Origin of the sequence: Bacillus sp. PPSBB_11 (assembly GCF_038023285.1) — a bacterium.
In the GTDB taxonomy this organism is placed as follows: domain Bacteria; phylum Bacillota; class Bacilli; order Bacillales; family Bacillaceae; genus Bacillus; species Bacillus altitudinis.
Genome location: NZ_CP150633.1, coordinates 555166 through 577001 on the forward strand (window position 1 = coordinate 555166; position 21836 = coordinate 577001).

Here is a 21836-nt window from a genome sequence, read left to right on the forward strand (position 1 = left end):
GATGAAGGGTCGATATTCGCGGATTATTTAATGTTATCCGCAATCTCCTTCGTTTTGGTGATCGTCTAGGTGATCGTTACATATCATCGGGCGACATTCGCCCTAAAACGTTGATATACCGGACTTCTCCGATTAACACTCTTCCGGCGTACCGGTATTCGTGGCTGTTCTGAACGAAGAACCGCATCCGCATGATGCGATCGCGTTCGGATTGTCAATCGTGAAACCGCCGCCCATTAGTGATTGTTTGAAATCAATGATGGTGCCGTTCATGATGTCAAGGCTTTCGGAGTCGACAAGAACCTTGATGCCGTGCTGTTCGAACTGCGTGTCTTTCTCTGAGACTTCATGGTCAAAGCCCATCCCGTATGAAAGACCGCTGCAGCCGCCGCCTTTTACGCCCACTCGCAGGAACGCATTTTCTTCTTCATGTTCTTTCATCATATCTTTAATCTGCAATGCAGCAGCTTCTGTAATCGTTACTGGTGTACTCACGATCATCCCTCCTTTTGACTGGATGTTTCTTTTCAATTATAAACTTGATAATGCCTTTTCTCAAATAAATGGTTTAGAGATAGAATGTGCCGTCACAAATCGTTTCAGCAGGCCCTGTCATCAGCACATGGTCATTATCTTTCCAGCGAATGATGAGGTCTCCTCCAGCTAGATGAACGGTCATATCCGTTTCTTTTTTCGCATGTCCATTGACAATCGTTGATACAGCCGCAGCACATGCTCCTGTTCCGCACGCTTGCGTAATCCCTGATCCTCTTTCCCACACGCGAAAATGCAGTTCCGTTTCACTGACACGTTCCACAAATTCTACATTGACGCCTTCTGGAAACATGTCATGCTTTTCAATAATTGGCCCAAGCGAATTGAGCGGCGCCTGTTCAATGTCTTCTAAATAGAAGACGATATGGGGATTCCCCATTGAAACAGCCGTGCCATGTAATGTCGCCTTTCCAAAATCAAGTGCCTCATTAATTGTTGTGCTGGCCGGTTCACCAAGCATCGGCATCGCTTCTTTTTCAAAACGAGGTTTACCCATATCTACTGTCACTAACTGAACGTGACCATCCTGCACATGAACGGTCGCTTCAACGAGTCCTGACAATGTCTCAATCTGGAACGTTGTGGCTGTTACGATTTGATGCTCATACACATATTTTGCCACGCAACGCAGACCGTTACCGCAGTTTTTCCCCTCTGATCCATCATTGTTGAAAATGCGCATCTTCACAGGCGCAACATCTGATGGGCAAATGAGGATCATTCCGTCTGAACCGATACCTGTATAAACAGAAGAAACGCGGATCGCTATCTCTGACAGCTGCTCTTCTGGAAGCTGTTCCTTCATCTGATTGACGTATATATAATTGTTTCCTAGTCCGTGCATTTTCGTGAATTGAAATGATGTCATGAGCGTCCTCCAAAAATGTTGTTTCTTTATAGTATAAAAGGAGTCGATTCAGGAGACAATCTTATCATCCCCCGTTTTTCATACATAGAAGCTCTTTGCTGCCATGGCAAAGGGCTTTTATTATGCATATGCCTCTTTTTCTCTCGTGTGATGCTTCATTTTGATGATATTTTATTAGCATAACATATTGGATGCGCTTTCTACATTTTCCCCTAAAAAACGGAAACTGAATATATGAAAAAAATGCACCTCATGACCCATGCGATGCATTTAAAACATGTCGTTTTCCTCTATAAAAGCATAAATACGCTCAACTAGCTGCTCTGCATTTTCTCCAGAAACAAATTCTCCATTCACAAGGGCAAATGGGGAGTCCATACATTTGCCGCAGTAGCTTAAACAACCGTATTCCATTACATCTAAGTTTGGGTCTTTTTCAAGTTTCTCTTTTGCTTCTTGAGACCCTTGTGCAAGATTACTTACACAAAATTCGATCAGTGGAAACACTGTGCTTCACCTCACATTTGCCTTACTATCCTACCGAAATTCCTTCTATTAGTCAAAACATGAGCTTCAATAAATCGTTACGCCTATTCCCCGTAAAATGTTTTACTATTTAGGACTAAGTAATGAATATGTAGGTTATTTTGAAACAATTATTGTGGTTTCACAGTAAATTCGATATAATTTTATTTGGTATTTTAACTTAAAGTTTTTTAGTATAAGTGTTTTTCAATGTCTAGGGGGAAAAGGAGAATCGTCATGAAAAATTTAGTCTTGATCGGCGGAGGTTACGGGAATATGCGGGTTCTCCACCGCTTATTGCCAAATCAATTACCTGATGATGTTACTATCACATTAATTGATCGAAATCCTTACCACTGTTTAAAAACAGAATATTATGCACTTGCTGCTGGAACGATCTCTGATCATCACATTCGAGTATCTTTTCCAGAGCATCCAAAGCTGGATATTCAATACGGGGAAGTAGAAAAAATTGATATTGAAAACAAACAGATCTTATTTAGCGACCGTGAACCGATTCCATATGATGATACGGTAATCGGACTCGGCTGTGAGGACAAGTATCACAATGTCCCTGGGGCGAAAGAACATACATACAGCATTCAAACCATTGATCAGTCAAGACATACGTATAACAAATTAAACAATTTGAGTGCAGGTGCAACGGTTGGTATCGTCGGTGCTGGACTTAGCGGGGTAGAGCTGGCCAGTGAACTGCGTGAAAGCCGTTCTGATTTAAACATCATTCTTTTTGACCGCGGAGAACTGATTCTTTCCAGTTTCCCAAAAAGATTAAGTTTATATGTACAAAAATGGTTTGAAGAAAATGATGTGAAGATCATTAATTGCGCCAATATTACGAAGGTTGAAGAAGGAGTTGTGTACAACCATGACGATGCCATTGAAGCAGATGTCATCGTGTGGACAGCAGGAATTCAGCCAAGTAAAGTCGTGCGAGATATGGATGTTGAAAAAGACGCCCAAGGCCGTGTCGTCTTAACTCCTCATCACAATCTCCCTGGAGATGAGCATGTCTATGTCGTAGGTGACTGCGCAAGCTTGCCGCACGCACCAAGTGCACAGCTTGCCGAGGCACAGGCAGAGCAAATTGTGCAATCTCTACAGAAACGCTGGAAGAACGAGCCGCTTCCTGAGGCTTACCCGCAGTTTAAGTTAAAAGGCGTACTCGGCTCTTTAGGGAAAAAAGCCGGCTTTGGCTTAGTAGCGGATCGCCCGCTTGTTGGTCGTGTTCCAAGACTCTTAAAATCTGGACTTCTTTGGATGTACAAGCACCACAATGGATAAAATGATGTGAATTTTTTCTCAAAGCTCCTTCTAATGAAGGAGCTTTTATTATGAAACGGCATGTGCCGATGGATGGTTCACTTTGATAGGAGCAAGCGCAAGGATGCAGTCTTTACGAAACGTTCTGATCGTCTTCTTCGATAAACAATACGCTTGTATGAACTGTTCAGTTTGACGATGTACAATGATTTTTCGTTTCGAGCACTCTCCATTTTTCTTCATATAAATCATATCAATCGGTATTTGTTGATGAAGAGATTGTTTTAGTAAATAATTCATGATGCTCACGCTCCTTTCATCTCATTATAACCGAACAAACGTTCTAAATCAACCTAAAAAGAACGTTTGTTCGATTTATTTTTCTAAAAAAAGAACAGCTCATTCACTGCTCTCTTCGTACCCGTATTTCTCCATTTCTTGATAAATATCTTTTAATTTCGGATTGCCCTCTCCTACAATTTGATCCTCAACAAGGACAAGCGGATAAAAGAATTCATCATCAAGAATTCGTTCAGATAATTCTTTTTGGCGTTCGTTTTCAGACGGGTGCTCAATATCGATATATGTGATGCGAAACGGCTGATTTGGATATTTTCGTTTTAATGCTGCATCTAGCCACTCAAATGTATCTTTTGAAGAAGGCAGATTCACGCAACTAGCGCACAGGACATCTCTTCCATATACATAAAGGTCAACGGTTTTGTTCATTTGACAAGCCCCCTATTCTTTCTTTATTTTAGCTGAATTTTCTGTATGAAAAAAGTCAAAATCACTTTTTGTTTCAAGATGAGATTGTGCTATAATGAGAAGGAAACTTTGAAACCAATCAATAGATTTTTATCGTCCAGATGAATATAATGGTGATATGTTGTGAAAGGAGCGATTATATCTAATGACTGAAGTCGAAATGAAAGACCAAGTACAGGAAGTACTGGACAAACTTCGTCCATTTCTATTACGTGATGGTGGAGACTGTGAGCTTGTAGACATTGAAGATGGCATTGTGAAATTACGCCTTCTTGGTGCATGCGGCAGCTGCCCAAGTTCAACCATTACATTGAAAGCCGGTATTGAGCGCGCATTATTAGAAGAAGTACCTGGCGTTGTAGAAGTTGAACAGGTTTTCTAATTCATATATGACATGAAAACGACCCTTACCGGGTCGTTTTTTAATTAGGATAACTTCTCTCTAAACCATTCTTGAATAAAGGTCAGTCTTTGAATACGCTGCCCAGGGTGGCCGCTTCTCGATAAATCATGAGAAGCCTTGGGAAACTTGACTAATCTCGTGTCTTTTCCAAGTTCCTTCAATGCCACAAAAAGCTGTTCTCCTTGATCGACTGGGCAGCGGTAGTCTTCATCACTGTGCAGGATGAGAAGTGGTGTATTCACCTGTTTTACATACTTTAGCGGCGAACGATCCCATAGCTTATCAACAGAGTCATAAATATCCCCATCAATCTGCCATTTTGTAAAGAAATAGCCGATATCACTGATGCCATAAAAGCTAATCCAGTTCGAAATAGAACGCTGTGTAACAGCTGCACGGAAACGGTCTGTCTGTCCGACGATCCAGTTGGTCATAAAACCGCCATAGCTGCCGCCTGTTACGCCAAGCCTTGTTTCATCAAGAAAGTCATAGGCTTTGAGCACATGATCAACAGCCAGCATGACATCCTCATAATCAACGTCACCATAGCTGCCTCTTACCCGGTCTGTAAACATCTGTCCGTATCCATGACTGCCATGAGGATTGATGTACACAATCGCATACCCTTCAGCGGCGAGCATTTGAAATTCATGAAAATACGTATGACCGTACATCGCATGCGGCCCACCATGAATTTCTAAGATTAGTGGATATGTCTTCCCCTCTTCCATATGAGCAGGCTTCATAAACCAGCCATGTACAACGTCTCCTTCTTTTGACTGGAAAGAAATTGGTTCAGGTTCGGATATGACATGTTCCTTTAGAAAGTCATCATGCTCAAACGTGATTTGCTTGAGTGAGGATTCCCCTAAAGTCAGCTCATACAGCTCACTAGGCGAGACAGGTGAAAGACGGCTGATCAGCATTTTTGATTCATCTGGATGAAGACTGAAATTCGTCACATGTTCTGCCTCTAAACGAACGGGATAGGCTAAGCCTTCAATAGAGAAATAATAAATCCCGGTACTCCCTTGATCAGAAACAAGCGCATAAAACCCCTGACTATCCTTCGTCCATTGCGGAAGCTGATTGGCTTCACCTATGACACTATCCCCTGCCATACAGTTACCAACATACATATCGAGCATTTCTGACAGTTGAACGGTCTTTTTCTCCTTCAGATCATACAGCCACAATGATGGGAAGGTTGCATTCTGAAATTCACGCTCGTGTCCAATGTACAACAGGCTTTCTCCATTTGGAGAAAATGATACGGTCGAGTAAGCGCCTGTTGATTGGGTGATTTTCTTGGATGTACCGTCCTCTAATGACAGGAGACAGATATCACTTATGTAAAACGTCTGCGGGTTGGATTGAATATAGGCGAGCCACTTCCCGCAAGGAGAGACGACATGATTCACATGATGATGCTGCTCACTCGTAACCGTCTCTACCTCCCCTGAGCAGACATCGATTTGTACAATTTGCGTCAGACGCCCGTCTAAAAAGCCTCTGCCATCTGCTTTATAAGTCAAATCATCATATACTGCCGGAGCAAAGTCATCGCACTCTTCCTTTTTTTCATCATGAACAGATTCTTCTTGTTTTAATGAGACCGATGCATAAATGAACGCTCCATCCGGTGAAAATACAGGATGAGATACGCCGTAAGGAATATTCGTTAAAGTACGAATGCCGCCGCCATCGCTCTGAATGAGTGCGAGCTGAGGGACTTCCTTTGGCTTCTGCAAAATAAACGCAAGCTGCTTCCCGTCATTTGACCACACTGGCTGATGATGCTTTCCATCATCGAATGTCCATTGTGACAGCTCCCCTGTCCCTTCATCTCGAACCCATAAATGAATATTGTAATCATCCTTTTTTTCATTCACCGATACTTTTGTAAAAACAGCCTTTTTTCCATCTGGTGAATAGACTGGATGAGAAACAGACACGATTTGTGTTAAATCCTCTGCTGTTATCAATTTCTTCATCAATAGATCTCCCCCTTTTATGTATCAAAAATAGTTCGCTTCTCTAAATAATAATCCCTGCTTTTGTTGTGAAAAACAAGGATAAAAAAAGAACGTGCTCATTTATAGCACGTTCTTCATTTGATTCACAGAATGATGCTCGACGATGACACCTTCTACCGGCACCGTCAGCACATCTACTTCACAATGCGGGAAATTTTGGGCAAGCTGTTCTTTCAACGCTTCTCCCTTCCCTTTTTCCACTAAGGTCAAAATGGTCGGCCCAGCACCGCTTAATGCTGTTCCATACGCGCCTTTTAATGAAGCAACGTGCTCCACCTTTGATAGCTCTGGGACAAGCATCGTGCGGTATGGCTGATGAAATAAATCTTTATTCATCATTTCCCCTACAAGCGGCCAGTTCTGCGTCATTAAGGCGGCGACAAGGACGTTACTCACTGCACTCGCGCTCACGGCCTGTTTATAGGAAAAATCCTCTGGCAGGACATCACGGGCATCCTTTGTGAGCACTTCATAAAAAGGAATCACGACGACGACATCTACATCCACATGCTGCACTTTAACGGCATGTGTCTTGTCTTCTTCATGAAGACCGATGAGTAAACCACCGAATAAAGAGGCACCCGCATTATCTGGATGACCTTCTACCTCACTTGCAAAAAAGAGCTTCTGATCATCGGTCATCTTTAATTCAAGCAGCTGATTGGCGAGCTCAATAGCGGCGACAATGGCAGCAGCGCTGCTGCCAAGCCCCCTTGCTAATGGAATATCACTCCACACTTTGACATGAACAGGCGGGAGTGTTTTTCCAAAGTCATCTGCGACCTTTTTAGCTGTTTGGTAGATCAGGTTATCGGTGCCTGATGGAATACCAGACACGACATCTGTTTCTGCTTCAAACAGCCAGCTATCATGGTCATAGACCGATAGCTTCAAATAGCGGCTGAGCGCCATTCCGACTGAGTCAAAGCCTGGTCCTAAGTTGGCAGTGCTTCCCGGTACTGTGATTGAAAAAAGCATGGAGGCGTTACTCATACGCGTGCGGCCTTTTCTAAATGTTCAAGAATTTGATCTTCATCTGCATCCAGTGTGACCGGTTTGATGTGCGAAATATCAATCGCCGTATTCGGATCTTTTAATCCGTTTCCTGTCAGTACAGCGACGACTTTACTGCCTGGCTTAATTTCTCCAGATTTCACTTGTTTGAGTACACCTGCAATTGATGCACAAGAGCCTGGCTCTGCAAACACACCTTCTTCACGTGCGATCAATTGATAGGCATGAAGAATTTCTTCATCTGTCACTTCATCAATTTTCCCGTTTGATTCATCTGCCGCTGCTACAGCTTGCTTCCAGCTTGCAGGGTTTCCGATGCGAATGGCTGTTGCGACTGTTTCTGGCTGCTCAATGACTTCATTTCGAACGATGGCTGCAGCTCCTTCTGCTTCAAAACCACGCATGACTGGCAGTCCCGTGCCTTTTTTCTCATGATATTCTTTGAAGCCTTTCCAGTACGCTGTAATATTCCCCGCATTTCCAACAGGAATCGCCAGTACGTCCGGTGCGGAGCCTAGCTGCTCACAGATTTCAAATGCCGCTGTTTTTTGTCCTTCAATTCGGTATGGATTGACGGAGTTAACAAGTGCAATCGGTGCTTTTTCGCAGATGCTGCGGACAATTTTCAGCGCATCATCAAAGTTGCCGTCAATGGCAATGATCTCTGCTCCGTACATGACAGCCTGCGCCAGCTTACCGAAGGCAATTTTTCCATCTGGAATGATGACAATACATTTCATATCAGCGCGCGCCGCATAAGCTGCTGCTGCTGCAGACGTATTCCCTGTCGATGCACACATGATCGTATCATTGCCTTCTTCTTTTGCCTTTGCGACGGCCATGACCATCCCGCGATCCTTAAAAGAACCTGTAGGGTTGACGCCTTCTGTTTTCACATGAAGTTCAATCCCAAGCTTTTCAGATAGCTTTGCGAGATGAATCAGCGGTGTGTTTCCTTCATTTAATGTTAGTTTAGGTGTGTGTTCGTTTACTGGTAAGAATTCTTGAAATTCTTCAATGAGTCCATTCCACTTCATCAGCTTAAACCGTTCCCTTCTACTCGGTACGTGCTCTTCACTTGAACCACCACGTCGAGATCGTTTAATGTTTGCAGGATATTTGAGAAATCTTCTTCTGATGTCTGATGTGTAATAATCACAATTTCAGCAAGCTCATCATGCCCTTTGACAGGAAGCTGAAGGATCTTTTCAAAACTGATGCCTCTTTCAGAAAAAATCGATGTAATGCGGGAGAAAGCCCCGACTTGATCTCTCACATGTATTCTTAAAAATTGCTGAGCAAATACTTCGGATGATGATTTGATTTTCTTCTCAAATTGCGGTGCAATAAATCCACTGCCATTCACACCAAGACGCATGTTTTTCATAACAGCGACCAAATCTGAGACTACAGCTGTTGCCGTTGGCAGGCTGCCTGCTCCAGGTCCGTAAAACATCGTTTCTCCGACAGCACTTCCGTAAACATAGACAGCATTAAATTCATTGTTGACGGAAGATAGCGGGTGATGATCAGGAAGTAAAGTTGGCTGTACGCTGACCTCCACTTTATCTCCGTCCCGCTGGGCAATTCCGATCAGCTTCATTGTGTAGCCAAAACGTTTACTGAAATTAATGTCCTCATCCGAGATGTCCGAGATGCCTTTCACTTTCACATCCTCTAAGTCTACATTCATGGAAAAGCCGAGTCTTGCCAGGATGGCCATCTTTCTTGCCGCATCTAGTCCTTCTACATCCGCCGTCGGATCTGCTTCTGCAAAGCCAAGATCCTGCGCTTCTTTTAATACATCTTCATACGCACTTTTATCGACATTCATTTTTGTTAAAATAAAGTTCGTTGTCCCGTTCACGATTCCCATCATTTTTGTGATGCGGTCAGAGGCTAAACCTTCCTCTAGTGTACGCAAAATCGGAATCCCACCTGCGACACTCGCTTCATAGTAAAGGTCACAGCCGTTTTCTTTTGCTACATGTAAAAGCTCTGTGCCATATAGCGCCATTAAATCCTTATTAGCTGTAATGACATGCTTCTTCTCATTTAGTGCATCTATTAAATATTGTTTTGTCTCTTCAATGCCGCCCATCACTTCAATAATGACGTCGACCTCTGGATCTCGAATCACATCGTATACTTCAGTTGTGAAGACCTCTCTTGCCACATCCACATCTCTTTTTTTATCGGGATTGCTCACAAGCACTTTTTGTATTAATACCGGACAGCCGATCTGGTGCATTAATTTATCCTGATGATCTTGAATAATCTTAACGACACCGCTCCCCACTGTTCCTAATCCTAGTAGTCCAACTCGAATTGCCTTCACCTGAAATTCCACCTTTCTCCGTAAATGTCCTCTCTAAAAAGACATTTGTTAACCTAACACAGACATTCAATGTACACACATTATAAAGGGGTATCCTCATTTTGACAAGGTAATAAAATAAGAGAATATGAGAATGAAACCGCTTAACAGCTATTTATATCAAGATTCTATATTTTCAAAATATTTTTGTGAGAAAAGCTCCCGAAGCCGGGAAGCTTGAGATTACGCCTGAACTGGCGTTTTGGCTTGCTGATCTTGCAGGACAAGCGCAATATTTTCAGCACATAAATGCATCATGTTTTTTCTCGTTTCAACACTCGCACTTCCGATATGAGGAAGCACTGTCACATTTGGTAATGTAGTTAACGGGTGATCCGGACTGACAGGCTCCCTGCTAAATACATCCAGACCTGCTCCTGCAATTTTTCCTGTCGTGACAGCATCATATAAAGCCTCTTCGTCTACCGTCTGCCCTCTGGAAACGTTGATGAAGTAAGCCGTGTTCTTCATCTGCTCAAATGCTTTCTTATTAAACATTTCTTTCGTTTCAGGCGTTAAAGGCGTCAAACAAACGATGAAATCAGACTGCGTAAGTAGCTCATCAAATGCGGCATAGGTCACACCTAGCTGCGCTTCTGCTTTTGGCTTTCTTGAACGATTATGATAAAGAACATTCATATCAAAACCTTTTGCCCGCTTGGCCAGTGCGGTTCCAATACTGCCCATTCCGACAATCCCTAACGTTTTATGATGCACATCAGCACCAGCTAGAAGAAGCGGTCCCCAGCCTGTCCAGTTCCCATCCTTAATCCAATCACTCGCTTCGACAATTCGTCTTGCTGACGCCATCAAAAGCGCAAAGGCTAAATCAGCCGTCGATTCTGTTAAGACGTCCGGTGTATGACATACCGTGATCCCGTGCTTTTTAGCTGCCTTTAGATCAATATTGTCATAGCCGACCGCGAGATTCGCGACCACTTTTAGATTTGGAGCATTTGATAAAAGTGCCTCATCTACTTGATCTGACAGCATCGTGAGCAGCCCATCTGCTTGAGCCGCTTGTTTTTCTAACTCTTCTCTTGGACACGGCTCATCCTCGCTCGTCCACATATCAATATGAGCGACTTCTTTTAATGGTGTAAGTGTTGTTTCATCAAGCTTTCTTGTGATATAGACATACGGTTTCGTCAAGAAGAACACTCCTTTGGTTGATTTCTTTAAGCATAACGAAAAACGCCTCAAGAGAAAAGAGACGTTTCGTCTGTTCACTGAAACTTCAAATCAGCGGATTGATGAATCCATCCAACAGGAGGAATGAGATGCCCACCGCTGCGCATGGCACTCAATTCTTGAAACACCTTGAGAAAATATTCGTAGCGATTCGCATCATTTAAAACGTAATCTAATCGTTCTTCATAATAAGATTTTTCATTTTCTCCTGACATATAATAACCTTCGACAATTTCAAAATAATGAAGCGGAAACAGAAGACGGCTGTACAGCAGACGCTTTGAAAATGATGAAAGAGGCGTAACCTGCTCATATTGCTGCAAAAAGGAAAATCCCTCTTCAATTAAATCCTCCTTATGCTGGACAAAGGTTTCTCTTAAATATTCCGCGATATCTCTTGTCGGATGGTCAAATACCCAGTCAACAGGTAAACGAAGCGGCTGCTCATGTGGCCAGGTCATACGTGAAAAGCGCTGATGACAAACAGTACCTGAATCACATTCTTTCGGTTCATCATCAAGCTCTGTATCCACTAAATATTGAATGGCATTTTCCGTTAATCCGAGATAATACGGAAAGGATTCAATAAATTTCTTTTCAAATCGTTCAAGTGGTTTTTGATGCATTTGCTGCATCCAAAAGCCTTCCAGCTGGTCTAACCGTTTTGCCCATAATTCCTTCCAAGCTCCGACACGTTTTGTTTCAGACACCTCATAAGGAAACCCTCTTCCCCTGACATGAAAGGCCGCCAGCTCTGATGCGTGCTGAAATGAGCGGCTTGTAACCCGCGGTGCTGCCTTTAATAGAGCGTACAGTTCTTTTCCATGGGTAAAAGTCGGTTTCTCTTCGTTTGTTAATTCAAACACGGCAACGTATGGGTCACCGTCATTCAGTAAATACTGACTGATATGATAAAGCTCTGTGAGTTCTTCTTCTCGCAAATGAGACACGGGAACAATGATGAAGAGAGCTTTCGCCGTTTGAAAGCTCTGATAACTGCCATATGGCATAAATTGACGCACATCAATACCAAATGTGTGATAAATGGTTTCTTTCATGATTTCACCTGCGTTCATAAAATCAGTCTCTTATCATATCGTAGTCGCAGGTTGAGGGATTTATGAATACTATTTACTATCCGAAGCTTTTTCACACGTTGTGGACAAATTACGAGGATTGGGTGAGGAACATGCCGCATCATCATGAGATGAACGAAGTAGAAAAAACAGCAAGACGCCGTTTACAAGAACGAGGCGTAACCATTCAAGATATAGCAGACCTTGTCTTCTTTTTACAGGAAAAATATCATCCTGGCTTAGACATGACAGAGTGCATCCACAATGTGGAACGTGTCATCGCAAAACGTGAAGTCCAAAATGCCATCTTAACAGGCGTTGAACTAGATGTTCTCGCTGAGCAAAAAAAGCTGACAGAACCGCTGCAATCTATTCTTGAAACAGATGAAAGTCTATATGGGGTTGATGAGATTTTATCCTTTGCCATCGTTAATATTTATGGCTCCATCGGCTTTACGAATTACGGATATATCGATAAAGAAAAACCAGGGATTCTTGGGAAACTCAACGATAAATCCTCAGGCGAATGCCACACCTTTTTAGATGACATTGTCGGTGCTATTGCTGCGGCAGCATCAAGCAGACTGGCACATAGTGCGAGAAATGCAGAATAAAACACAAAAGAGGACGTGCGTCTCACGCTTGTCCTCTTTTCATTAAGATAATCGTTCAATCCACTCAGATAATGAATCAATGACATAGGTTGGCTGTTTGTCATATTTCTGAAGCAGCTCTTTTGTCGTGACACCTGTATGGACAAGCAGTGTATCCATCCCTGCATTCATCCCTGCCATAATATCGGTATCATAGTTATCGCCCACCATGAGCGTCTCTGACACATCTGTCCCGAGCACCCGCATGGCCTGTTCCATAATGATAGACTCTGGCTTCCCGATAAATGTTGGCTGCACTGTTGTCGTAACCGTCAGCACAGATGTTAACGATCCATTTCCAGGTAACAGCCCTCTTTCTGTCGGAATGGCAATATCTCCATTTGTTGAAACAAATTGTGCACCTTGACGGATCGCAATGGCTCCTACCGCTAGTTTTTCATATGTAATACCGCGGTCTATTCCAACGACAACGAAATCAGCGTCTTCTTGACCAAACGACAAGCCTTTTTCTTCGATGGCCTGCTGAATGCCTTCTTCTCCGATCACATACACCGAGGCATCTTTCTTTTGTTCTGCGATATAGTTTGCCGTCGCCATACTTGTTGTAAAGACTTGTTCTTCCGTTGCTGGAATATCGAATGAAACCAGTTTCTCTGCTACTTGCTTCGGTGTGCGTGAAGAGTTATTCGTGACAAACAAATAAGGGATGTTCAACTCATTTAACTTGTGAACAAATTGCCCCGCCTCTTCAATCTTTTCTGTTCCTTTATACATCGTCCCGTCTAAATCAATTAAATAGCCTTTGTATTTCATGCTGCTTACAACTCCAATGGTTTATTTAAACGCTGATACTGGTCCAAGCTCCTGCTCCAAGTAAGTGCGAATTCGATTCGGGAAGACTTGCAGCGCCTGTTCTACCTCACTGATGACCTGCAACAAATCATGATGAACCACTTCTTGGTATTGCTGAACAAGTGTTTTACGGCACGAGACCAGTTTTTTCAGGTGAGTGCCTTCTTCTGTTGGTACAACCTTTTCGTCCACAAGAATATCCATGATGTCGTCATAGCTTCCTGGGTCCCGCATGATAAAGCCGTCAATCATATCATTTCCTGTATCAAGAATACATTCGACGAGCAAATGAACAATTCGTTCCAGCGCTTTTTTTTCTAAAGGGCTTGACCATGTTTGATGACTGCGCATCAAATTATATTGCTCCTCAAAAAAACGTAATGTCTCTTCAATCTTCTTTCTGTCTACGAAATACATCATGACGCTCCCCTTTGCGTTATTTTCTAATCCGCTTTAAGACAAAATAGGCACAGCCAAAATTACAGTATTCATAAATGTATTCATCGAGTGTACTGATTTTTGTATCGAATGTGGCCTTTTGGTTTTGGTCATCAAAGAACCCCTTCAGCCTTAGCTGGTTGTAGCCCCAATCCCCCACAATATAATCATACTTATTTAAAATATCTGAGTACCTTGCTTTAAACGCTTCCTCATCAAAGCCGTCTTTGATTTCTCTGACAAGATCAAAGGTAGCATTCTGAATGACGATCATCTTCTCACCTCTTTTTAAACGATCCACCTTTAATGATAATTCATTGGAACAACTCCATCAATTGCTAAAGCATGTTTTTTCCGATTTAGCCGAAGCTAAAGAAAAAAGGAGGTCACATTTATGATGAAACAACTGACAGCCACTATTCTCCTATGCATGCTTTTAGGCGGGTGCGGCTTTCAATCAGGCATGAACCGGCAAGTGGATGAAGATTCTTCCAGCAAGACAATCCGCCTGTCTGATCGTCATGAAGGAAATAATTCCAACATGCCAGAAGCAGATACGAATCGAGCAGGCTATGTTCGTTATCAGCGCCAGCAAGTAACCGATCAAAAGGAAAGAACCCCTGCTTTAAATCGTGAGCACCTTGCCCACGTGATTACAAGTTTAGCCATCCAGCTGCCAAATATAAAGGATGCAGCAACACTTGTCACAGACGAGGATGCCCTCATTGTGTATCGAACAGGCAACAAAAACCGAGATGAATCAGCCGATCAAGTGAAAAAAACAGCGGTTTCTGTTCTCCCTCGTTATTATCATGTGTACGTCTCTGATAACCCAGAGCACTTTCAATCCATTGCCAATTTTTCACGTCTTCAAACCAATTCACGTGATTTTGATCAAATTTTAACAAAAACGATTCAACAAATGAAATACTCTCCTCAAGGCGGAGATATTTCAACGAAAGAAGATGCCAATGGCATGACGAATTCCGATCGGACCATGAGACGAAACGCACCTTACGGCCAAAATTAATACGAGAAAAAACGCCAGAGAGCTCTGGCGTTTTCTTTGTTATGCTTGCGCCTGACGCTTCTTAGACGCTTCGTTTACTTGTTCGTCTGCATGATAAGAAGAACGGACAAGCGGTCCAGCTTCACAGTGGCTAAAGCCTTTTGACATGGCAATTTCCTTCAGCTCTGCAAACTCATCTGGATGGTAGTATTTTTGCACTTTCAAATGCTTTTTCGACGGTTGCAAATACTGACCAATTGCCATGATGTCGACGTTATTAGCAAGAAGATCATCCATAACTTCAATGATTTCTTCCTTCGTTTCACCGAGTCCAATCATAATGCTTGATTTCGTTGGAATGTCAGGTTGCATTTCTTTTGCACGACGCAAGAATTCCAATGAACGATCGTATGTAGCCCGTGCACGAACTCTTGGTGTTAACCTGCGTACTGTTTCAATATTGTGATTTAAAATATCAGGGCGTGTATCCATTAACGTTTTCAAATTATCATAATTGCCACCCATGTCTGAAGGGAGAACTTCAATTGTTGTGAATGGACTTTTTCTTCTAATGGCACGAACAGTTTCAGCAAATACACCTGCTCCGCCATCTTTTTGGTCATCCCTTGCAACCGCTGTTATAACAGCGTGCTTTAAATTCATCAAAGCCACTGAATCTGCCACGCGTTCTGGCTCTTGCAAGTCTAATTCAGTAGGAAGTCCGGTTTTCACCGCACAGAAACGGCATGCGCGCGTACAAACAGATCCGAGGATCATAAATGTAGCAGTTCTTCTCACTGCCCAGCATTCGTGAATATTCGGACATTTCGCTTCCTCACAAACGGTATGCAGGTTGTTTTCCCGCATCATTTTTTTCAAACCGGTATAGTTTTCATTCGTATTCAGCTTAATTTTAAGCCAGTCCGGTTTTCTTACGTGCTCTTCCTTCTTTGCCAATTCCATCATCTCCATATGAATTCGTTAAAGGTGCATATACAATCATCTTCCTGCTATATACGATGGATGCAGCTGTTGCCGCAAAAAATTGAATCTTCGGCCTAAGGCCTTTTCTTTAGACACTTTAACATAGTACAGATTGAACAACAAGGGAATGAGCTGCAAAAATACCCAAAAGACTCCTAAAATAACAGAAGAAAATTACTAACATTTTCTTCTTATGAAATAACGTGATCAAACCACACTAAACGGTAGAAGAAAGGAGATGGACGTTTGTGAAAGTGGTTTTAGCGATCATCATCGCTCTTTCAATGATTCCCGCATCAGTCCATGCACAAGGGGCAAACAAACAGCCTGATGAATTAAAACAGCGAATGGCACTGTATGAAAAGATCGCCATCACCACACAGGTCCCGTGGTATGTACTTGCTGCGGTTGATCAGTATGAACACAATATACGCAAAAGCAGAAGAGATTTACCCAAACAAACAGGTGTGATTGGCATCTACATTCCCCGGGAAATGTGGATAGGACCAGAAAATCCAAATAAGCAGGATACCTCTCCATTAAGCATTAAAGTGTTCGACGGTATTGGGCTTGATGGAAATGGGGATGGAAAAGCAGAAATCGATAACGATGAAGATGTCCTGTTCACGTTTGCTCAATACTTGCTCCATTACGGCAGCAGCATCGATCAATTAAAAATTGCGCTGTGGGATTATTATGGACGTGATCAAACCGTTGGAATTATTTCATCTTTTATGAAGCTCTATCAGCATTACGGCCATCTTGACCTTGGAAAGCATGCGTTTCCTCTTCCGGTTGGCGCTGACTACAGCTACAGGAGTACATGGGGTGATGCGAGAGGCTTTGGAGGCAGAAGAATTCATGAGGGCACTGATCTTTTTGCTCATTACGGTCTTCCTGTTCGTGCGACATCGTACGGCGTGATTGAAATGAAAGGCTGGAATCGCTTTGGCGGCTGGCGGATCGGCATTCGAGATATTCATAATCATTATCATTATTTTGCCCACTTAAATGGCTTTGCAAAAGGACTCAAAGCTGGGCAGATTGTAGAACCTGGTCAAGTCATCGGATCAGTCGGAAGCTCCGGTTACGGTCCACCTGGCACAGCAGGAAAATTCCCGCCACACCTTCATTACGGCATGTATAAAGACAATGGACGAACTGAATGGTCGTTTGATCCTTACCCTCATTTAAGGGCATGGGAAAGAGCCGAGCGGAAACGTCGATAAATAAAAGGAGAAGTTTAGCGATACCGCTTGCTTCTCCTTTTGATATGTATCAACATTACCTTGTCTACTGTTACTGCTTATGCTTCTCTTTCAATCCTAAAACTAAAAAAAGAATACCCATGATGAAAAAAAGGAGATACACAACTGTTACTTCAAGTGGAATCATGTCAAACATCCCGCTAAATAAGTCGACACTCAAACTGTCACTCCCAGCTAATAATATCGATGCTGACATATATTTAGCACTAAATACAATGGCAAATACTAAAAAACAAAATCCGCTTACATGAATTTTCTTCATATCAATCAAATCCTCCTCTCACTTTCATAACTGACGATCGTGAAAAATCAGCCTTCAGGATAGCTACACTATTCAAAAAGGAAAACAATGAACATTTATCATGGCACGCGATTCGTATGGAATCAAGTGGTTAATTAGGATAAGATGAACAGATCACATAAATAAGTCTAAGCATCGCAGCCAATGAAAGATTACTTCACAAAGAGTAGTTAGGGGGTTGTTTTTTTGAAAAGAGGAATGACCTTTACCATTCCAAATGAATACGGAGTCTTCCTTGGAGAAGTGCTAAAACCGATCGACATCACCAAATTCAGCTGGCGAATCGATACCGAAGACTCGAATATACTAGTTGATGGCGAAAAAGATGAAGAACTTTTTCCTGAAGGTAAAACAGAAATGGACGGTATAGAACTCAAACACCTCATTGAAAACAAGACGTATTATATGATTTTCGCCGATTTACAAGCATATCCAAAAGGGACATTGTCTCATATTAAGACCTATGAAGAATTTATTGAAAGCCAATGCGAGCTTGTTCTTTTAGTGGCCGATTGCTCCTATGTTACGATCTATTGCAAAAATAAGGGAACACTCGAATGGCTATACAAGAATGCAGTTGAATGTGGATTTGAAGACGTGACCTATATCACCGATGAAAATGATGCAAGGACAAGACTGTCTGTTTCGTAACAACAAAACGTTCATCACAAAAACACTATATGCAATCACAGCGTATGAAAAAAACAGCCCAATTCGTCCATTGGGCTGTTATTCTTTCTTCTCCTTTTTTTCTGGCAGAACAATCGATGGAGCGCCTGAATTTGTTCCGCTGCCATTATAATAATCTGGGACGTCTCCTTGAACGGCTTGGATGGAGACAGGCACGGAATTTTTGACGACGATGGTTTCTGAGGCGAATGGGATGATGACTCTCACCTTCACCTCAATGAGCACACTAATATCAATCAAGGCATTGTTAATGCCATATGGCTTGATGTTTTTTTCAACTTCTGTATGCGGGTCACCAATGACACTGAATCGTACAGGCACTTTTGGTCCTAGGTTGGCGATAAGTGCATTTCCGGACGCTTGCCCAAGCGGAATGTTATATATAATGCCGTCATGTCCATCTGTTTGATCTTTTAATGCTTCTTTTGCCTCTTTTTGAAAATTCCCCTTTTCAATGTCCTCTAGATTTTTTTGAAGGTGACGTGACAGGTCAGCCATTGCTTTCGATGTTGCTTGCGCATTGAAGTCGATGGTTGTTACTTTGCCGTTCTCACTTGTATTCATCACAACCATATCCTTCATATTCTCCTGATCATCTGCAAAATCCTGAACAGAATATTGGATGAGATGATTGGCGATTCGTTCTGTTTCTAGTTCAGCAATGTGAATCAACGTTGGTTTAATGGAACGATTGATGAAGAATAGGCTAATGACAGTTGAGAGCACAAAAAATAATACGGCAAGCAGCATGACATAACGAAATGGCAGAGGGCCCTTTTTATAGGGGCGATAACGGCGGTTCAATCTCAATAAAAAATCCCCCCTTCTCCATTACAAGTGTATGCAGACAGGCGGGGGGATAGGAATCATCTGTACATTTTATTTCACCATTTTTAATAATGCATCTCTTCCAATTGTGCCAGCATGAATGCCGAGTGACTCAGCGGCATATGTCACAGATTCTAAAGGTGCATCCAGCAATTGCTCGATGGTTCTTACACCGACTGCTCTTCCTGCGATGATTCCTCTATCTGCAAGCTTTTCATTTAGGAGCCCGACATCAAGTGCACCGCACATAATATAACCATTCTCATTTGTCACTGCCATGAAATTGGTCTTTGGCAGTTTGACGGTGACGGCTGTAAAGGAATGGCCATCAATTGTAATAGGTGTTAAATTCACCATATCCCTTCACTCCCTTCAACACAATCTATGTGAAGGGAGGGCAAGTGTTGTTAGGCTGGAGCGGATTTCACTTTGCGTCCTTCAATCGCCAGCTCAGGACATCACGTAAAAATTCCGGCATAAAATATTCGATGTGTTCATGGTCACGTATATGAGGAAAAAGAGAACCAAGTGTATACATATCCACTGTGCCAACCGTATAGGAATCATCTTCTTTGACGAGTTGATCGTTTACATAGACCTCTTTTACTCGTTTGGTTTCGCCCTCTTCTAATGAATAAGTCAAACCGCTGTATAGCATTTTCCCCATCAGTTCGCCTCTAAAGCCAAAGCCTTTGATGCGCAGTTGTTCCATTTTTTCTTCACAGCCACGAGAAACTGTTTCGATCAATTGCTTCCCAGTAAGCGTCACCCGGATTGGATTAATGGGGTGCGGGCATATCCGGTGAATGTCTTCTCTAGTGACGATGCCAGCCTCTAATGAATCAAGCACCATCCCTGCATTCATCATGCCGATATCTGCCTCGCACCATTCTTTAATGGCATCTGTTAAAAGTTGCGGAAGCTGGGAGTCATCAAACCACTTTGTTTCGAGCTTTGATTTAATGGATGTCACTTTTTCCTGCATGAGTGACTTCGCTCGTCTTTCTGCTTTCTGTAAAGTCGTGATCGCTTCATCGGATTCACTGATCAGCTGGTCGACTGATTGCACCGTCGCTTTTTTCTCGATGAGCTCGCAACTCGCTGTGTCAATGGTCAGCTCGACACAGCCAATATAATGCCCATACTTTTCAGCACAAGCAAGAAGAACGCCATTATCCATCTCGCCCTGTTCTAAAAGATGATGCGTATGTGAACCTAAGATGATGTCGATTTCCGGGAAGTCATGAGCTACCTCTCGATCATGGATGATGCCTAGATGAGAAAGTAGAACAATGACATCGGCTTGTCCTTTCACTTCTTGCAGCATCTCCCGTATGCTCTCAAATGGGTCTGTAATGTCCCAGCCCAGCTTTTCATAGACAGGTGTATACGCAATGGTCACCCCTAAGACGGCGATTTTCAGTCCATTGTTCAACGTGATCACTTCATAAGGCTTTGCCCACGATGGTCTTTTGCCTTTTTCAAATAAATTAGATAAAATCACCGGGAATTGCGCGTCTTTGTACAATTGGTCGAGCCGCTCATGAGGCAACGTAATGCCTTCATTATTACCAATTGTGACGCCATCATAGCCAAGCTGATTGAGGAGTTTGACATTCACTTTTCCATAATCCGCTTCTGATACAAGGTTTACTCGATCCATATGATCGCCAATATCAAATAAGAGCATCTGATCGTGAACTTGACGCTTTTCTTCAATATAAGCTGCGATTTTCGGCCAATTTTCAAAGTGGCTGTGCAAGTCGTTTGTATGATATAACCATAGCTTCTGCAGCATGTTGATCTCTCCCTCAAGTTGTCACTGAACCGTCTCGTTCAAGTTGAAAGCCGCAGCTCTCGTTTAACTAAATAAATCTAACTGCTTCGGGGATAAGCTTGAATACGTCAAATCCAGCAAATCAATCATTTGCTGGCCATTCGTCGCCGCATCTCCGCCTGAGTTATTATTAAATACGACATATACATCTTTCGACTGCTGATGCAGGATGTCGAGGTTCTTTTTCCATTCCTTTAGTTCAGCTTCATTATATAAATATAAGTAACGAACTTCACGCCAGTTCTCATGATCTGCTGGGTGAAGCCAGCCTTGTTTATTTCTTCCGTGGAAACGGACCAATGTTTTGTCACGGTGTGTGGCTTTTATGACTGGCGGTATAGACCCTTCTCCGACTTGCGGTTCATCACAGACGGAATGAATCCACCCTTCTTTCTCCATAAAGGATAAGGTTTGTTCATAAAACTCGTCTGAAAACCAAGTCCGGTTTCGGAATTCAAGTGCACAAGGAATATCCCCCATCTTCTCCTTACACCATCTTAAATAGTGGACGTGCTCCTTTTTGCAATCAAACCATGGTGGAAATTGAAACAGAACCATCGCCAGTTTCCCTGCTCGAATGAGAGGAGTCAGTGAAAGAATAAAGGCATCAAACATTTCTTCCTTTGAAGCAAACGGGATCTCGCCTCTTTGATGCCCGGTCATTCCTTGATATGCTTTCACGACAAATTGAAAGGCGTCTGGCGTATCTTTTATCCATTTTTCATGGTTGCGCTCAGGCTGAACAGCATAAAAGCTTGCATCCAGTTCCACAATGGGAAACGTTGATGCGTAGTGAAACAGCTTTTGAGAGCTGCCGATTTTCGGCGGGTACAGACTGTCATGATCTCCCCAGCCAGTTAATCCGATATAAATCATCTATCTCACCTCTTGCCACTTGCTTGTCTAAACGGATTTTCC

General features: G+C 42.7%; 25 protein-coding genes and 1 pseudogene. 6 read left to right on the forward strand and 20 right to left on the reverse strand.

Going from position 1 to position 21836, the window contains the following annotated elements:
- Window positions 1–132: 132 nt before the first annotated feature.
- From erpA to V7L95_RS02830, 3 genes are all read right to left on the reverse strand, one after another.
- Entirely contained in the window at window positions 133–495 is a 363-nt protein-coding gene (gene erpA / locus V7L95_RS02820; protein ID WP_008357254.1) for an iron-sulfur cluster insertion protein ErpA, read from the reverse strand.
- Between the two features lie 73 nt (window positions 496–568).
- The gene (dapF, locus tag V7L95_RS02825; protein WP_060781361.1) at window positions 569–1423 is read right to left on the reverse strand and encodes a diaminopimelate epimerase; all 855 of its coding nucleotides are present in this window, start codon (window positions 1421–1423) and stop codon (window positions 569–571) included.
- Window positions 1424–1693: 270 nt separating this feature from the next.
- The gene (locus tag V7L95_RS02830) at window positions 1694–1930 is read right to left on the reverse strand and encodes a YuzB family protein (RefSeq protein WP_008346813.1); all 237 of its coding nucleotides are present in this window, start codon (window positions 1928–1930) and stop codon (window positions 1694–1696) included.
- 255 nt (window positions 1931–2185) lie between these two features.
- Here V7L95_RS02830 and V7L95_RS02835 point away from each other — a divergent pair, with 255 nt between their 5' ends.
- Window positions 2186–3253 carry an NAD(P)/FAD-dependent oxidoreductase gene (locus tag V7L95_RS02835; protein WP_039168948.1) on the forward strand — a complete coding sequence of 356 codons (1068 nt, stop codon included), beginning with the start codon at window positions 2186–2188 and terminating at the stop codon, window positions 3251–3253.
- Window positions 3254–3301: 48 nt separating this feature from the next.
- Here the strand turns inward: V7L95_RS02835 and V7L95_RS02840 are convergent, their stop codons facing one another.
- Together V7L95_RS02840 and V7L95_RS02845 are read right to left on the reverse strand one after the other, a co-directional pair.
- Entirely contained in the window at window positions 3302–3532 is a 231-nt protein-coding gene (locus V7L95_RS02840) for a hypothetical protein (protein ID WP_008346816.1), read from the reverse strand.
- Between the two features lie 99 nt (window positions 3533–3631).
- A complete protein-coding gene (locus tag V7L95_RS02845) occupies window positions 3632–3961 on the reverse strand; it encodes a YuzD family protein (RefSeq protein WP_076821041.1) in 330 nt (109 codons plus the stop codon).
- Window positions 3962–4082: 121 nt separating this feature from the next.
- Here V7L95_RS02845 and V7L95_RS02850 point away from each other — a divergent pair.
- A pseudogene (locus V7L95_RS02850) lies at window positions 4083–4382 on the forward strand (NifU family protein).
- Between the two features lie 44 nt (window positions 4383–4426).
- On the opposite strand, the gene V7L95_RS02855 reads toward V7L95_RS02850, so the two are convergent.
- The 6 genes from V7L95_RS02855 to yutH form a co-directional block, all read right to left on the reverse strand.
- Window positions 4427–6397: a S9 family peptidase gene (locus tag V7L95_RS02855; RefSeq protein ID WP_340967951.1), complete on the reverse strand. Its 1971-nt coding sequence runs from the start codon at window positions 6395–6397 to the stop codon at window positions 4427–4429.
- Window positions 6398–6499: 102 nt separating this feature from the next.
- On the reverse strand, window positions 6500–7432 hold the full coding sequence (thrB, locus tag V7L95_RS02860; RefSeq protein ID WP_017358917.1) for a homoserine kinase: 933 nt from the start codon (window positions 7430–7432) through the stop codon (window positions 6500–6502).
- Window positions 7429–8490, reverse strand: coding sequence for a threonine synthase (gene thrC, locus V7L95_RS02865; RefSeq protein WP_048002236.1), 1062 nt, complete (start codon window positions 8488–8490; stop codon window positions 7429–7431). The genes thrB and thrC overlap by 4 nt, the downstream gene beginning before the upstream one ends.
- Window positions 8490–9791, reverse strand: a complete 1302-nt coding sequence (locus V7L95_RS02870; RefSeq protein ID WP_340967953.1) for a homoserine dehydrogenase — start codon at window positions 9789–9791, stop codon at window positions 8490–8492. Before V7L95_RS02870 ends, thrC begins: the two co-directional genes overlap by 1 nt.
- 222 nt (window positions 9792–10013) lie before the next feature.
- A complete protein-coding gene (locus V7L95_RS02875; RefSeq protein ID WP_041091844.1) occupies window positions 10014–10982 on the reverse strand; it encodes a D-glycerate dehydrogenase in 969 nt (322 codons plus the stop codon).
- Between the two features lie 74 nt (window positions 10983–11056).
- Window positions 11057–12097, reverse strand: coding sequence for a spore coat putative kinase YutH (gene yutH / locus V7L95_RS02880; protein ID WP_035389301.1), 1041 nt, complete (start codon window positions 12095–12097; stop codon window positions 11057–11059).
- A gap of 113 nt (window positions 12098–12210) precedes the next feature.
- On the opposite strand from yutH, the gene V7L95_RS02885 reads away from it, so the two are divergent.
- Window positions 12211–12711, forward strand: coding sequence for a phosphatidylglycerophosphatase A (locus tag V7L95_RS02885; protein WP_024719755.1), 501 nt, complete (start codon window positions 12211–12213; stop codon window positions 12709–12711).
- 42 nt (window positions 12712–12753) lie between these two features.
- Here V7L95_RS02885 and V7L95_RS02890 read toward each other — a convergent pair whose 3' ends face one another.
- Genes V7L95_RS02890 through V7L95_RS02900 form a run of 3 tightly spaced genes read right to left on the reverse strand, consistent with a single transcriptional unit; the run spans window position 12754 to window position 14275 of the window.
- Window positions 12754–13524, reverse strand: a complete 771-nt coding sequence (locus V7L95_RS02890; protein ID WP_008346835.1) for a TIGR01457 family HAD-type hydrolase — start codon at window positions 13522–13524, stop codon at window positions 12754–12756.
- Between the two features lie 21 nt (window positions 13525–13545).
- Window positions 13546–13980, reverse strand: a complete 435-nt coding sequence (locus V7L95_RS02895; protein ID WP_017367989.1) for a DUF86 domain-containing protein — start codon at window positions 13978–13980, stop codon at window positions 13546–13548.
- A 19-nt stretch (window positions 13981–13999) separates the two neighbouring features.
- Entirely contained in the window at window positions 14000–14275 is a 276-nt protein-coding gene (locus tag V7L95_RS02900; protein WP_008346837.1) for a YutD-like domain-containing protein, read from the reverse strand.
- Window positions 14276–14395: 120 nt separating this feature from the next.
- On the opposite strand from V7L95_RS02900, the gene V7L95_RS02905 reads away from it, so the two are divergent.
- Window positions 14396–15031: a YhcN/YlaJ family sporulation lipoprotein gene (locus tag V7L95_RS02905; RefSeq protein WP_007500413.1), complete on the forward strand. Its 636-nt coding sequence runs from the start codon at window positions 14396–14398 to the stop codon at window positions 15029–15031.
- Window positions 15032–15070: 39 nt separating this feature from the next.
- Here the strand turns inward: V7L95_RS02905 and lipA are convergent, their stop codons facing one another.
- Window positions 15071–15967, reverse strand: a complete 897-nt coding sequence (lipA, locus tag V7L95_RS02910) for a lipoyl synthase (RefSeq protein WP_008360456.1) — start codon at window positions 15965–15967, stop codon at window positions 15071–15073.
- 311 nt (window positions 15968–16278) lie between these two features.
- On the opposite strand from lipA, the gene V7L95_RS02915 reads away from it, so the two are divergent.
- On the forward strand, window positions 16279–17223 hold the full coding sequence (locus V7L95_RS02915) for a M23 family metallopeptidase (protein ID WP_234805353.1): 945 nt from the start codon (window positions 16279–16281) through the stop codon (window positions 17221–17223).
- 70 nt (window positions 17224–17293) lie between these two features.
- On the opposite strand, the gene V7L95_RS02920 is transcribed toward V7L95_RS02915, so the two are convergent.
- Window positions 17294–17524: a hypothetical protein gene (locus tag V7L95_RS02920; RefSeq protein WP_048002535.1), complete on the reverse strand. Its 231-nt coding sequence runs from the start codon at window positions 17522–17524 to the stop codon at window positions 17294–17296.
- A gap of 225 nt (window positions 17525–17749) precedes the next feature.
- On the opposite strand from V7L95_RS02920, the gene V7L95_RS02925 reads away from it, so the two are divergent.
- Window positions 17750–18214, forward strand: coding sequence for a DUF2691 family protein (locus tag V7L95_RS02925; RefSeq protein WP_008346848.1), 465 nt, complete (start codon window positions 17750–17752; stop codon window positions 18212–18214).
- Between the two features lie 78 nt (window positions 18215–18292).
- Here V7L95_RS02925 and yunB read toward each other — a convergent pair whose 3' ends face one another.
- From yunB to V7L95_RS02945, 4 genes are all read right to left on the reverse strand, one after another.
- A complete protein-coding gene (gene yunB, locus V7L95_RS02930; RefSeq protein WP_340967956.1) occupies window positions 18293–19063 on the reverse strand; it encodes a sporulation protein YunB in 771 nt (256 codons plus the stop codon).
- Between the two features lie 69 nt (window positions 19064–19132).
- Window positions 19133–19438, reverse strand: a complete 306-nt coding sequence (locus V7L95_RS02935; protein ID WP_156060716.1) for a DUF1805 domain-containing protein — start codon at window positions 19436–19438, stop codon at window positions 19133–19135.
- A 67-nt stretch (window positions 19439–19505) separates the two neighbouring features.
- Window positions 19506–20879 carry a bifunctional UDP-sugar hydrolase/5'-nucleotidase gene (locus tag V7L95_RS02940; RefSeq protein WP_156060714.1) on the reverse strand — a complete coding sequence of 458 codons (1374 nt, stop codon included), beginning with the start codon at window positions 20877–20879 and terminating at the stop codon, window positions 19506–19508.
- 63 nt (window positions 20880–20942) lie between these two features.
- Window positions 20943–21794 carry a DUF72 domain-containing protein gene (locus V7L95_RS02945; protein WP_050826579.1) on the reverse strand — a complete coding sequence of 284 codons (852 nt, stop codon included), beginning with the start codon at window positions 21792–21794 and terminating at the stop codon, window positions 20943–20945.
- Between the last annotated feature and the right edge of the window lie 42 nt (window positions 21795–21836).